The 14738-nt window shown below is 43.1% G+C and carries 11 protein-coding genes; 1 reads left to right on the plus strand and 10 read right to left on the minus strand.

The genetic code is table 11. From position 1 onward, the window contains the following. Positions 1 to 62 precede the first annotated feature (62 nt). Positions 63 to 938 (plus strand): diguanylate cyclase DgcS, encoded by an 876-nt coding sequence (dgcS, locus tag HWQ47_RS18670; protein WP_269967568.1) that lies wholly within the window; start codon positions 63 to 65, stop codon positions 936 to 938. 60 nt (positions 939 to 998) lie between these two features. Here dgcS and tilS read toward each other — a convergent pair whose 3' ends face one another. The 10 genes from tilS to rseP all read right to left on the minus strand — a co-directional run bounded on the left by tilS (position 999) and on the right by rseP (position 14724). After that, complete coding sequence (gene tilS, locus HWQ47_RS18675) at positions 999 to 2426, minus strand: tRNA lysidine(34) synthetase TilS (RefSeq protein WP_269967569.1); 1428 nt, start codon at positions 2424 to 2426, stop codon at positions 999 to 1001. 1 nt (position 2427) lies between these two features. Beyond that, positions 2428 to 5901 carry a DNA polymerase III subunit alpha gene (gene dnaE / locus HWQ47_RS18680; protein WP_269967570.1) on the minus strand — a complete coding sequence of 1158 codons (3474 nt, stop codon included), beginning with the start codon at positions 5899 to 5901 and terminating at the stop codon, positions 2428 to 2430. A gap of 106 nt (positions 5902 to 6007) precedes the next feature. After that, positions 6008 to 6655, minus strand: coding sequence for a ribonuclease HII (gene rnhB, locus HWQ47_RS18685; protein ID WP_269967571.1), 648 nt, complete (start codon positions 6653 to 6655; stop codon positions 6008 to 6010). Positions 6656 to 6685: 30 nt separating this feature from the next. Beyond that, complete coding sequence (gene lpxB, locus HWQ47_RS18690; protein ID WP_269967572.1) at positions 6686 to 7831, minus strand: lipid-A-disaccharide synthase; 1146 nt, start codon at positions 7829 to 7831, stop codon at positions 6686 to 6688. Positions 7832 to 7978: 147 nt separating this feature from the next. Then, complete coding sequence (gene lpxA, locus HWQ47_RS18695) at positions 7979 to 8746, minus strand: acyl-ACP--UDP-N-acetylglucosamine O-acyltransferase (RefSeq protein WP_269967573.1); 768 nt, start codon at positions 8744 to 8746, stop codon at positions 7979 to 7981. Further along, positions 8743 to 9201, minus strand: a complete 459-nt coding sequence (fabZ, locus tag HWQ47_RS18700; RefSeq protein WP_269967574.1) for a 3-hydroxyacyl-ACP dehydratase FabZ — start codon at positions 9199 to 9201, stop codon at positions 8743 to 8745. The genes lpxA and fabZ overlap by 4 nt, the downstream gene beginning before the upstream one ends. A 29-nt stretch (positions 9202 to 9230) precedes the next feature. Then, positions 9231 to 10256 (minus strand): UDP-3-O-(3-hydroxymyristoyl)glucosamine N-acyltransferase, encoded by a 1026-nt coding sequence (gene lpxD, locus HWQ47_RS18705; protein ID WP_269967575.1) that lies wholly within the window; start codon positions 10254 to 10256, stop codon positions 9231 to 9233. A 6-nt stretch (positions 10257 to 10262) separates the two neighbouring features. Beyond that, positions 10263 to 10757, minus strand: coding sequence for an OmpH family outer membrane protein (locus HWQ47_RS18710; protein WP_269971787.1), 495 nt, complete (start codon positions 10755 to 10757; stop codon positions 10263 to 10265). Positions 10758 to 10823: 66 nt separating this feature from the next. Next, a complete protein-coding gene (gene bamA, locus HWQ47_RS18715) occupies positions 10824 to 13307 on the minus strand; it encodes an outer membrane protein assembly factor BamA (protein ID WP_269967576.1) in 2484 nt (827 codons plus the stop codon). Positions 13308 to 13338: 31 nt separating this feature from the next. Beyond that, positions 13339 to 14724, minus strand: coding sequence for a sigma E protease regulator RseP (gene rseP / locus HWQ47_RS18720; protein ID WP_269967577.1), 1386 nt, complete (start codon positions 14722 to 14724; stop codon positions 13339 to 13341). Positions 14725 to 14738 lie beyond the last annotated feature (14 nt).

Genomic DNA, 14738 nt, shown 5'->3' on the forward strand with positions numbered 1-14738 from the left:
ATATTTATCCATTACAGAGGATTTATAAATTATTCAAGTCCGCTTAAAATGGAGTGTTTATTATGGACTTTGGCCTAGCGACAGAGTTTTCACCTGAAGAATATCGATATCAACCCGCAGTACATCAGCTAACTGATATCGAACCCAATTTAGTGAGAATAATCCAACATCTACATGAAAGTTTAGATCCTAGGACAGTTTTTGCCTGTTTCGGCAAAATAATGGGACAACACTTGCCGATTGAAGGTGTAAAGTTGACCTTTAACCATCACCAATTTAATTGGGGATGCCATCAAGGCATCCAAGTGTTACAGCAAGTTAACTTTTCCGGTAACGTTTACAATTTAAGCTATGTGTTGAGAAAACCTTTAACACCTTCTCAGTCAGAACTATTAAAATTAATGCAAACATTGGTATTATTACCTCTATTTAATGCTATTAAATATCAGGAAATTTCCAGAAAAGCCATGTATGACTCGCTGACTAACCTTGGAAACCGCCACTATTATGCGGAAAGTTTAAAGAAAGCCATTGCAACCTCGACTCGTCATGACAGCCCGCTTTCTATCATCGTTTTAGATCTTGATAATTTCAAAAATCTAAATGACAGTCACGGTCATCTGCTCGGTGATGAAGTATTGTCTGAATTTGGTCAATTGCTAACATTGGCGATAAGAGACACAGATCAAGCTTTTCGTGTCGGCGGCGATGAATTTGTTGTGATAGTAAGAGGCGATACCTGTGCTGCTAGCACCCTGTGCGAGCGTGTACTTTCGTCCATCTCGACTCACAGCTTATTTGAGAAATACCAAGCCGAAACCAGTTTAGGTGTATCACAATGGCAAGAGGGAGAAACTGCCGCATCAGTATTTGAACGCGCCGACAAGGCGTTATACCTTGCGAAATCAAACGGCAGGCGTTGCTTTAAAATTGCCTAAGGTTAAGATTAATCAAACGAATTAAGAATGACAAATGTGCGCTGTATAATAAAACTTAATCTAGCTTGCCAAGAAGAGTAAGCCTTCTGAGTCTTTATCACACAAATATGATTTTTCTATCCAATAACCTACTGCACAAACCAGCTTTTCATCGTAGAAAATAAGCGGCACTCTTGCTCTCTCCCAAGGTGGTACGCCGTATTCCTGCCATAGCTTTTTTAACTCTCTGCCGTGTTGTCTGTTGTGTGGGCGACACCGTGTACTACCCACGACACAGCAGCGAATACTGAGCACTTCATTAGCCAGCGGCATTCGAACCCTATCTTGCACAATCTCTTTTACTATTATTAATTTTTTGCTGTCGGAAAGAGAAATAACCAACTCGTCTGCTTTTATAACGTTCGGAGCCGTCACACTCCCATCTTTCATTAATAGCAGCAAAGCAACATCAACTTCAATATTAGAGGTAGAAATTTGATCAATTACCTCCTGATTTATCGAAAAAACATAGGCTCTATTATTAAAGCGCCTAACTAACATATCACCGATTTTAAGTTCGATTTTAGCATCAGGCTTTGCACACAACAGTTGATTGAGTAATTGCTCAAGCTGCACCAAAGATGGGGGGGCGAATCCAAGTTGCTCAACGTACCCTCTAAAGAGCAGTGCCTGCCAATTTGGTTTCTGTTGACCGAATAAAATAAGGTTTAAGGCTGTGCCATTGCCATATGGCACCATTTCAATAAATTCAGGTAAGCGAAGACTAACTTCTTCATCGATCACACTTTGTTGCTGTCCACATAATGCCGCACTACGACTGGCCGTGGCCGCAATCGCGCTCCACCTTGATTTAAGCTTAGGAATGATCTCCAACCGTAAAAAGTTCCTGTCATATTTATCATCGCAGTTACTCTCATCTTCAATATGTTGCAAACCAAGATGAGCAGCCTTGGCTTCGATTTGCTCACGGCTAATACTAAGTAAAGGCCGTGACAATACTTTATCACCATCGAAGGATTGCACTGCGCCCATCGCTGATAAGCCTTTTGGCCCCAGTCCACGCTTTAACGCCAACAATATCGTTTCTAATTGGTCATCTAAGTGATGTCCAGTTAACAGAAGATCTCCACTATCCATCAGCGACTTTATCGCCTTATAGCGGACCTTACGTGCTTCTGCTTCTATACTGAGCCTAGGGCCTGTGTTTACTTGAACACGAACAATTTCAATTGGCAGTTGATAATGTAATGCTTGTCTCTGACAATGAGCTACCCACATATCGGCATTACTGCTGAGCCCATGGTGAACATGAATCAACAGGTAGCCATATTCAGGGTGTAGTTTGGCATAAGAAGCTAAACCTTGAGCCAAAATTGCTGAATCGACACCACCACTGTAAGCCAGTACTAACTTCGCACCAACGCGAATTAAAGAGGCGTTAACGCTCGCATCAATCAGCGCTGCGGTATCAAATTCCAGAGCAGCCATATTAGAATAAAATCCTAACTTTACCGGCACCGGTTAAGGTTTCTAAAGCCAACATGAGTTCATCCGTTGGGTTCACTCGCCAGCTATTACCAAGTTTAAGCTGAGCCTTAACTTGGGGTTGAGCGTAATTAACGATGACAGGTACCGCACCATTTTTCCATGGCTCAATAGCACTTTGGAATTGATTAAGCCAATCAGGTGAAATAGTCTGACTCTCGATATCAACTTCAACCGCACTGGCAAAGTGGCTACGCGCCTCGCCCATATCAATAATGTTTCTGGCGGTCATACGGTTACCGCCAGCAAAATCATCAAAACTGACTTCGCCTTCGATAATCAGAATTCTATCTTTCTCTAACAGATGATTAAACTTCTCAAAAGCCTCAGTAAACAACATCACCTCAAGACGCGCACTCTTATCATCTAAGGTCACAAGCCCCATCTTTGAGCCACGTTTAGTCATCATCACACGCGTGGCGACCACAAGTCCCGCCGCCTTCATTGTTTTGCCACGTTCCGTCGGATGTATATCTTTAAGACGACAGGAGGTGTAGTGCTTTAACTCTTTCAGATATTGATTAATAGGGTGGCCAGTAAGATACAGACCTAACGTATCTCTTTCTCCTTCTAACCACACTTTATCGGGCCAAGGAGCACATTCAACAAACTGCTGTTTTATATCCTCTTGATCGGAATTTAGCAGGCCAAACATATCATGTTGCCCGATAGCTTCCGCTTTAGCATTTTGATCCGCTGCGCGTATTGCTTCTGGCAAGGTTGCCATCATGGCGGCGCGATGAGGACCTAATGAATCTAACGCACCTGCATAGATAAGCTTTTCCATAATGCGTTTATTGAGTTTTTTCAGATCCACACGGGCACAAAAATCGAATAGATCTTTAAAAGGACCATCTTTACGCGCTGCAAGAATGGAATCGACAGGGCCATCTCCCACACCTTTAATTGCACCAATGCCGTAAACAATCTTACCTTCTTCATCAACATTGAATTTAAGTAAGCCTTTGTTCACGTCCGGTGGCAACAATGGCATCCCCATACGTTCACACTCATCGACTAAGATAACGATCTTATCGGTGTTATCCATATCAGCAGACATTACCGCGGCCATAAATTCAGCTGGATAATGGGTCTTTAACCAAAGTGTTTGATAAGAAACTAACGCATAGGCAGCCGAGTGAGATTTGTTAAAACCGTAGCCAGCAAACTTCTCCACCAGATCGAAGATCTTCATCGACAGCTCACCGTCGACACCGTTATTAATGGAACCCTCTTCGAATGTACCGCGTTGCTTTGCCATCTCCTCAGGTTTCTTCTTACCCATTGCACGACGAAGCATATCTGCACCACCGAGTGAGTAACCCGCTAGAACCTGAGCAATCTGCATCACCTGTTCTTGATAAAGGATAATGCCGTAGGTAGGCTCGAGCACCCATTTCAAAGAGTCATGCTGATATTCAGCATCGGGATAAGAGACGGCTTCTCGGCCATGCTTACGTTCGATAAAGTTATCAACCATGCCCGATTGAAGTGGCCCCGGTCTGAATAGGGCGACTAGGGCAATCATATCTTCAAAGCTATCGGGCTGAAGACGCTTAATCAAATCTTTCATACCGCGGGATTCAAGCTGAAATACCGCAGTTGTTTCATAACGCTGTAATAATTTAAAGCTCGCTGGGTCTGTTAAAGGGATAGATTCTATTCGAATATGTTTTTCACCTGCCTTATCTTTTTTAGCATTGATCATTTGCAATGCCCAATCGATAATAGTCAGGGTTCGCAGACCCAAGAAGTCAAACTTAACCAGACCCGCAGTCTCGACATCATTCTTATCGAACTGAGTGACCGGGTTGAGGCCTTCTGCGTCACAATATATAGGCGCGAAATCGGTGATCGTCGTTGGTGAAATAACAACACCACCGGCGTGCTTACCCGCGTTACGTGTGACACCTTCAAGTATCCGGCACATATCAATGAGGTCTTTAACCTCCTCATCGCCGTCGTAAGACTCCTGCAGCGCAGGTTCCACCTCAAATGCTTTGGCTAAGGTCATGCCTGGCTCTGCTGGTACCATTTTAGAGATCCGGTCAACAAAACCATAAGGGTGGCCTAACACTCGACCCACATCACGAATAACGGCTTTAGCTGCCATGGTACCGAAAGTAATAATTTGTGACACCGCATCTCGACCATAAAGTTCGGCCACATGATCAATCACCTCATCACGCCTGTCCATACAGAAGTCGATATCAAAATCCGGCATTGAAACACGTTCAGGGTTAAGGAATCGCTCAAACAGCAATTCATATTCAAGTGGATCAAGATCGGTAATTTTAAGCGCATAAGCCACTAAAGAACCAGCACCAGAGCCACGACCTGGGCCAATAGGAATATCTTGATCTTTACCCCACTGAATAAATTCCATTACGATAAGGAAGTAACCAGGGAATCCCATCTGGTTAATCACTTTAAGCTCAATATCGAGTCTTTCATCATAGCTAGGTCGTTTTCCAGCCCTGACTTCAGGGTCAGGAAAGAGAAACTCGAGTCGTTCTTCAAGCCCTTTTTCTGATACCTCAACCAGAAAATCCTCAATAGAAAGATCACCTGTTGGAAAGTTAGGCAAGAAATACTCGCCTAACCGCACGGTTACGTTACAGCGTTTAGCTATCTCAACTGTGTTTTGAATTGCCTCGGGAATATCTTCAAACAATTCACACATCTGCTCACTAGTCTTAAAATACTGCTCAGCACTGTACTTTTTCGGACGACGAGGATCAGCCAAAGTAAAACCGTCAGAGATGGCGACACGGATCTCATGGGCATCAAACTGTTCAGGTTTGTTGAACACTACTTGGTTTGTAGCTACGACTGGAAGGCTTTTAACTTCAGCCAGCTCAACAGCCATGTGCAGATAACGTTCTTCATCGGGACGACCCGTTCGAAGAAGTTCAAGATAATATCGGTCGGGAAAATGAGTTTGATAAAACTCGACTAAAGAATCAACTTGAGACAAATTGCCTTTCAATAAGGCTTTCCCTACATCACCGAGCCTTCCACCCGAGAGTAAAATAATACCCTCACTGTATTTAGCTAACCAAGCTTGATCGATAACGGCTCTGTCATCGATATGTCCTCTAAGATAAGCATCACTGATCAGTAAGGTTAAGTTTTTATATCCCTGATTATTCATAGCTAACACAGTGATCGCACAGAGCTCTTTGGCAAAACCAGGCACTCTGACCCACAAGTCAGCGCCGATAATAGGTTTGATTCCAGCACCATGACAACCTTCGTAAAACTTCACTAGGCCACACAGGTTAGTTTGATCTGTCAATGCTACAGCTGGCATGCCTAACTCAGACACTTTTCCTATGATAGGTTTAACCTTTACCAGTCCATCTGACATAGAATAATCACTGTGAACACGTAAATGGACAAAACGGGGATCAGACATATTTTCGGATACTTAATTTAATAAAAAGGAAAATAAAAGCTTAAGAAAGACTAACAGAGTCAAACTCGTCAAACCAGAACATCAATTAGAGAGACAGTATCTAGTCCTAGATTAAGTCTTTAGCTAACCTTTCTCTAACAGGTTTAAAACTCTTACGATATTCAGGAAGCACACCGTGCAGTTCAAGCGCTTCAACATGTGCTTTGGTTGGGTAGCCCTTGTGTTTAGCAAACCCATATTGCGGATGCTCCATATCGAGCAGCTCCATCTCTCTATCACGAATGACCTTAGCGATAATCGATGCAGCACTGATTGCAGCAATAAGACCGTCACCTTTTATCACCGCATGTGCCGGGATAGGGCTATCTGATTGCTCACCATGATGGAACACTGGCGTGCGGTTACCATCAACTAACACGGACAGAGGTTTAATCTCTAATCCAGCCACTGCACGCTGCATCGCTAACATAGTAGCATGCAGAATATTAAGCTCATCTATCTCTTCAGGATTCGCATGGCCCACGCTTATGCACAATGCCTTTTCATGTATCTCGGCAAAAAGTAGTTCACGTTTTTTTTCAGTCAGTTTCTTAGAATCATTTAAACCAGCAATGGGATTATTAGGATCTAAGATAACAGCAGCTGTGACCACGTTCCCCACGAGTGGGCCACGGCCAACTTCATCGACGCCAGCATATAATTCACAACACAAGACCTCTATTTGTTCAGGTGTAATACCTTTAAAAACAGCCATATAATCTAACCAATACCTTAACTATTTATTTTACGAATGAATCAATTCAATCACGGCTTCGGCAGCTCGCTCACTGGCGTTACACCTCAGTTGTTTATGCAATGCCAAAAACTTATCATGCAGCGGAGTAAAATCCATATCAAGCTGCTCACAAACAGCGTTAGCAATTAATTCAGCGGTGCAGTTTTCCTGAATAAGCTCAGTCACAAGATCTTCACCTGCCAGTAGATTAGGCAGAGAGAATTTATCGATCTGCATCATACGTCTAGCTATACTGTATGTCAGCGCGTTAACGCGATATGCCACCACCATAGGACGCTTAACCAACATAGCTTCAAGTGTCGCAGTACCGGAAGCAAGTAGGATGCAGTCAGCTGCCGCCATCACTTCGCGTGATTGTCCCTCGATTAACGTTATCTCAAGATCGGGAGCATGAAGTTTTAACGCCGCCTCAAATTGTTCACGTCTCTTGGCATTAACCAATGGCGTAATAAAACGAATATCAGGGTATCTCTGTTTGATAATACTGGCCGCTTTTACGAAAGGCTCGGCAAGCTGTTTTAACTCTCCGCCACGAGAACCTGGCAGTACAGCTAAATATTCAGCATTAGGATCAAGGCCTAAACCCGCTCTGGCAACTAATTTATCACTAGCTAAATCAATATCGTCAGCAAGTGTATGCCCGACAAAAGTACAAGGGATGTCGTACTTATCGTAAAAAGCTTTTTCGAATGGAAGCAAAGATAGCACCATGTTAGTGGCTTTCGCGATCTTAAAGATGCGCTTAGGACGCCAAGCCCAAACTGAAGGACTGACATAATGAACCGTTTTGATCCCTCTATTTTTTAATGTTAACTCTAAACCGATGTTAAAATCAGGCGCATCAATACCGATAAAGCAATCTGGCCCGATTGCACAGATCTCATCTAGCAAGGTTTTGCGCACTTTCAATAATCTAGGTAGACGAGAGAGCACTTCTACTATTCCCATTACCGCTAACTCTTCAAATGAGAACAGAGATTCGAAGCCCAATGCATCCATTTTAGGCCCGCCAATCCCGACAAATCGAGCATTGGGATATTGTTTTTGAAGTGCCTTTATCAAACCAGCACCTAAAATATCTCCGGAGAGTTCTCCGGCGACCATAGCAAAAGTGGGAAATGTTGCTTCACTCATAGGTTCGGATCTTAGGTTATATGTAAAAAGATAGGTTAACATCAGCATTAGTCAATTCAGTGGCTATATTCCCCACTGAATGGCAGATACATATAAAATAGAAAGCCCGTAAATTTACGGGCTCTCAATATATGTTTATATGTATAATTAGCGGATAATGCCACGATTAGAACTGCTTACAAAGTCGATTAACAGCTTAACTTGTTCATCATCAGACTCTTCAGCCAAAGCCACTAATGCCTCTTCAACTGTGTGCCCCTTGCGATAAAGGGTTTTGTACGCTCTACGAACCGCCATCTGACTCTCTTTAGAGAAACCACGACGTTTCATACCTTCACTATTCAAACCACGAGGAATGGCAGGTTGACCCGATGCCATCACAAAAGGAGGCACATCTTGCAAGATGAGTGAATAACCCGCAGTAAACGCATGAGCACCAATATGAACAAACTGATGCACGCCAGTTAAACCACCTAAAATGGCCCAATCACCCACATGCACATGGCCCGCAATAGACGCATTGTTAGACATGATCACATTATTCCCAACAACACAGTCATGGGCAATATGTACATAAGCCATAAACAAGTTATTTGAACCTATGCGTGTCTCACCTTTATCTTGAGTCGTACCTCGGTGAATGGTGACCGATTCTCGAATGATATTATTATCACCCATGATTAAACGTGTCGGTTCACCTGCGTACTTTTTATCTTGGCAATCTTCACCCACAGAGGCAAATTGAAATATTCTGTTGCCCTTGCCTATAACCGTTGGTCCCTTCACGACAACGTGAGAACTTAGCCAACAATCATCACCAATTTCAACATTAGCACCAATATAGGTCCATGGACCGATAGTGACATTATTACCAATTTTGGCATCTGGGTGAATATACGCTAATTTATCTATCACTTCTTAATCTCTCTACGGGCACACATGATCTCAGCTGAGCAGACTAACTCACCATCAACCTTAACCACACCTGTGAACACCCCAATTCCACGGCGCTCTTTCACCATCTTAACTTCAAAATGCAACTGATCACCAGGCTCAACAACACGCTTAAAACGTGCCTTATCGATACCAGCAAAATAATACAACGAATCCTCAGCGGCTGCTTCCATGCTTTTATAAGCTAAAATGCCCGTAGCTTGCGCCATTGCTTCTAAAATAAGTACGCCAGGCATCACAGGTTGAACCGGGAAATGTCCCTGAAAGAAAGGTTCATTGATAGTGACGTTTTTAATCGCGTGCAGTGACTCACCAGGTGTGTAATCCAACACTCGGTCAATCAATAAAAATGGGTATCTATGGGGCAAACAGTTTATTATCTCTTTGATATCCATAGTATTTAATTGTTCAGACACTCAATATTCCTCAAACTACCTTTAGGCAGTTAATCCTCAGTTTTAACATTTTTCTCTAACTGTTTAACACGTTGAAATAGCTCATCTAATTGCTTAAATCTAACAGTATTCCTACGCCATAACTTATTAGGCATCGCTACACTCGTGGAGGTATAAACCCCTGGTTCACGAATAATACTGGTGACATTGGTACCACCAGAAATGTGAGTCCCATCAGCAATGGTCAAATGACCCGCAACAGCGCTATTTCCGCCAATTATACAGTACTTACCAATTTTAGTACTGCCTGCTATGGTAGAATTACCTGCAATGGCCACATTTTCCCCGATCACATCATTATGAGCAATCTGAACTTGGTTATCGAGAATAACACCATCGTGGATCTCTGTGTGCTCAATAGCACCACGATCAACGGTTGTGCTCGCACCAATCTCAACTCGACTCCCAATGCGCACCCCACCTGTTTGTGGAATTTTAATCCATTGGCCGCGCTCATTAGCGTAACCAAAACCATCAGAACCAAGCACTGCCCCTGAATGGATAATACAATCTTGTCCCAGATGAACGTTATGATAAAGAGTGACATTAGCCCAAAGACGAGTCCCTGAACCAAGAATACTCTCTTGTCCAATAACACAACCTGGACCTACTTGAACGTTCTCACCTAAAATAACATCCTCACCAATAACCGCATTAGCGCCAATAGCAACACCTTCACCTAAACTCGCGCTTGGATGAATCACAGCCGTTGGATGGATCCCCACTGCTGATTTTGGTGTGTTATCTAATAACTGGGCAACTCGAGCAAAACCTACATAGGGATCATTTAAAATGAGTGCATTGCCAGTAAAGCCAGCAAGCGCTTTAGGAGAGATCAATACAGCACTCGCTTGAGTCGTCTCAAGTTGAGCGCGATATTTTGTATTCGCTAAAAAAGAGAGCTGCCCTTGGGCAGCATTTTCAAGTGTCGCGACACTGGAAATAACCAGTGTCTCATCACCTTGGATCTCAGCGTCGAGAGCTTCAGCAAGCTCTCTTAACGTGTAGCATGTCATCTATAATTAACCTTTGCTAAGCGCATCAACTACTTTATTGCTGATATCAGCAGTAGGCTTAACATAAATAACTGCACCACGTTGTAGCACCATGTCATAGTTATCTTTCTCAGCTATTTTGTTGATAGCTTGCTGAACTTTAACTAACAACTTATTCTGCTCTTCACCTTGGCGACGACGCATATCTTCATCGAGTGCTTTACCTTTAAGTTGTAACTCAGACTTCATTGATTCCATTTTACGAACCATATCTGTTTTCTGACTTTCACTCATTAACGCACCATCACGTTGCTGCTTTTCAAGCATGCCACGCAGATCTTCCTGCATCTTTTGCACACTAGCAACCCGATCACCGAATTCAGTTTTAAGTGTTTTAGTCACCTGCTCACGCTGGGGTAACTGTTCGAAAACGGCTTGCATATCAACAACTGCAATCTTCTCTGCTTGTGCAGCTAAAGGGGCAGCCAGTAAAACCAAAACCGTCATCGCTCGATTAAACATCTTCATCAAAATACTCCTGTATTCAGCAAAACTTGCCGATATCTCTTTATTTAAATTAGTTAGAATTTAGAAAGTTTTGCCAATATTGAATGAGAAAATTTCAGTTTCATCATCTTCATATTCTTTGATTGGCCATGCAAGACTAAACACCATAGGTCCCATCGGTGACAGCCATTGTACACTCATGCCCCAAGATGCTCGGATCCGGGCTGGGTCAGAGTAATCCTCTAGCTTATCAAACTCATGAGCAGGAAGATATCGGTATGAATCATAGTCAAACTCAGTATCCCATACGTTACCGGCATCGACGAAGAAACTGGTACGTACTGAATTAGTGTAAGCCTCATCCAAGAAAGGCGTCGGTACAATCATCTCGATACTGGCTGTTGCTATCGCATTACCACCAATGGAGCGACCATCACTGACTTGAATTTGGTTAGGATCTCCTGGTAGGTAACAACCATCCCCCGATGGATCCGGTGAGCAAGGCTCTAGACCACGAGACAGGTAGAACGAACGCGGTCCAACAGAGTTAGACTTAAAACCACGTAATGAACTGCTACCACCTGAGTAGTAGTTTTCCCAGAAAGGTAAAATCTGATCATTGTCGTTAAACTGACCATAACCATTACCATAACCAAGCCGCGCCTTCGTTAATAACACAAAGCTATGACTGCGATTAACAGGGAAATAGAAACTCGTATCAAAATCGGCTTTAAAGTACTGCAGATCGGAACCCGGAATAGTGATCTTAGTACTTAAGCGCTGAGATGAACCAGACGATGGAAAGGTGCCTCGGTTTAAGTTGCTGCGTGACCAACCTAAGTTAGCCTCGAAATTATTGAACGCTAATGAAGCATTAGGATCGTCACTATCACGGTAAATGTTATAGAAACGCAGTGCCTGCTCATAAGCTGAAATCTCTGAGATTTCGTTATGACGGTAACCTAATCCACCATTGATACGGTTATATTCATTAATTGGAAAACCTGAGTTAACCGCGATACCGTATGAACTGTTTTTATAAGCTTCTAGGTTAGCCTCATCTGCATCAAACTCATTCCAGTAGATGCTACCACCGAGACTGACACCATCTTTAGTAAAATAAGGGTCAGTGAAGGATAGATTGACGTTCTTAGAGTATTTATTGGTATTTAAGTTAATACCAGCCTGATTACCTGTACCGAGGAAGTTACTCTGCTGAACACCAAACTGCAGACTCATACCCGATTCTGTACCGTAACCAACACCAGCATTAAAAGAACCTGACGGTTGCTCTTTTACAGTAAACGCAACATCGACAAGATCATCGGTACCCGGAACTTGAATCGTTTCAGTATCGACCGTTTCAAAGTAGCCAAGACGGTTAAGGTTCGATTTCGAAAGTTCAACCTGCGCTGAGTTTAACCAAGCTCCTTCCATCTGACGTAACTGACGACGCATCACTTCATCTTTAGTGATCTGGTTACCTGAAAAGTTAATACTGCGCACGTAAACCCGTTTACCCGGCTTAATATTAACGTTTAAGCTGACCTCTTTGGTCTCGTCATCAATTTCAGGATAAGTTTTCACTTCAGGGTATGCATAACCAAATCGACCTAGGTATTTACCGTACATCTCTTCGGCAAAGGTCACATCGGCTCCGTTATACGTATCTCCCACTTTAATAGGAAGAATCGCTTTCATCAGCTCTTCACGCCCCATCAAATCGCCCGTTAGGTTAACCTCTTTAACCTTGTACGGCTCACCTTCATCGACATTGATCGTAATATAAAGCCCTTTACGATCTGGCGTCATTGTCACTTGAGTCGATGTGACGTCGAAACGAATATAACCTCGGTTTTGGTAAAAAGATTTAACGGTTTCAAGATCCGCCTCTAGCTTCTGTTTCTGGTAGCGTCGTTCACCAAACAGATCCCACCAAGCAACAAAGTCTTTAAGCTCAAGCATACCGATTAGCTCAGCATCGCTGAAAACTTCATTACCAACAATATTTATCTGCTTAATTTCAGCAGCTAAACCTTCGGTAAAGTTGAATTTTAATTCAACACGATTTCGAGGCAGGTTGATAACCTGAGCTTCAACTTTGGCGCCATACTTTCCGACACCATAGTAGAAGTCCTGTAGACTCTTCTCAATTCCGGATAACATAGTGCGATCGAGTGATTCACCGGTTTTAACACCGGAGCCATCTAGACTCTCCTGCAACTGTTCATCTTTGATATCCTTGTTGCCTTCAAAGGTAACGGTGCTAATTGTCGGTCTCTCTTTGACCGTTACAATCAATACACCACCGTCACGACTAACCTTGATATGTTCAAAGTTAGTCGAGGCATACAAGCTTTTGATGGCTTGTTGAAGTTTAAGTTCATCAACAGTATCACCAACCTTGACTGGAATTGTCAGTAAGGCTGCACCAAGAGCTACACGTTGTAGGCCTTGAACTTGAATATCTGTGACTTCAAAAGGCTGGAATGTTTCTGCCCAACCGTTCCCTGATAAAGACGCACCGACTAATACCATCGAGGCAAAAAGTTTATTAAATCTCATAGAGCACTTCTAGTTATATGTGTGTCCTTGCTCAGAGTCGGGAGAAATCATTGAAAAGCGCAATGCTCATCAACATTAGCAGCATAGCTGCCCCAAATCTGAATCCAATTTCCTGAACCTTTTCAGGTACAGGCCTGCCTGTGATCACTTCAATGAAGTAATATAACAGATGTCCCCCATCAAGCACTGGCAAAGGCAATAAATTGATAATGCCTAAGTTCACGCTGATTAATGCGAGGAAACCTAAAAAGTAAACCAAGCCATAGTTAGCACTATTACCCGCACCTTGTGCAATAGATATTGGTCCACTTAAATTTTTCACTGATATATCACCAGTGAACAACTTGCCAATCATCTTAAAGCTGACATCAACAAGTTGCCATGTTTTATCTGCCGCTACTGCAAAAGATTCAATAAAGCCATATTCTAACTGCAGTTTCATATTTTCTGGCCAAGCGGCTTGAGTCGGCGCAATACCAATCACACCTTCAATCTCACCTTTGGCATTCTCCCTCTCTTGAGGAGTAACGACAAACTTAAGTTGCTCGCCTGCTCGTCTTACCGTTATCTCAACAGGCTTATTTGCCGATGACTTTATCAGCTCAACAAATACATCCCAATCAAGATAAGGCGCGTCATTCATCGCGACTAAGGTATCGCCCACTTCAATGCCAGCCTCAGCTGCAGCACCATCAGGACTAACAAGACCTAACACAGGAGTAATAGCGGGTCGATAGATCCCTAAACCCAAAGAGGTTATTGGCGACTCTTTTTCAGGATCAAACTTCCAATTCTCAGTATTTAATGTGTACTTCTCACCTTGAGCTGAAGGTGTTGAATCATTAATATCAGTCACACTACTCATTGGAGTCAGCGTTAATTCAATCTCAGGATCACCTATGTGACCAATTAATGCATAAGTGACCTCTTCCCAGTTTCTTACCGATCGATCGCCCACCAAGGTTATCTGCATCGGCTCATCCACCTGAATTTGTGCCGCAGGAGTCCCTAAAGTAGTCGTATCAATCACAGGTTTTATAGAGGGAACACCAATAAGGTACATGAAATACAGAGCAATGATGGCGAAAAGAAAGTTAGCTAGAGGCCCCGCCGCGACTATCGCTATTCGCTGCCAAACTGTTTTACGGTTAAATGCCTGATCTTTAAGCTCCTCTGGTACATCTTCTACCCGCTCATCCAGCATTTTAACGTAGCCACCAAGCGGGATGAGAGCAAGAACATACTCAGTACCGTCTTTGCCCACTTTACGCCAAATCGCTTTACCGAAACCGATAGAGAAGCGTTCAACTTTGACGCCACAACGCCTGGCGACCCAAAAATGGCCATACTCGTGTGCAGTAATGAGCATACCTAATGCTATGATAAAGGAACCTAAGTTCCATAAAAAATCGGTCATTCCCTTCCTCAGAG

It is taken from the genome of Shewanella sp. MTB7 (genome assembly GCF_027571385.1).
Taxonomy (GTDB): Bacteria; Pseudomonadota; Gammaproteobacteria; order Enterobacterales; family Shewanellaceae; genus Shewanella.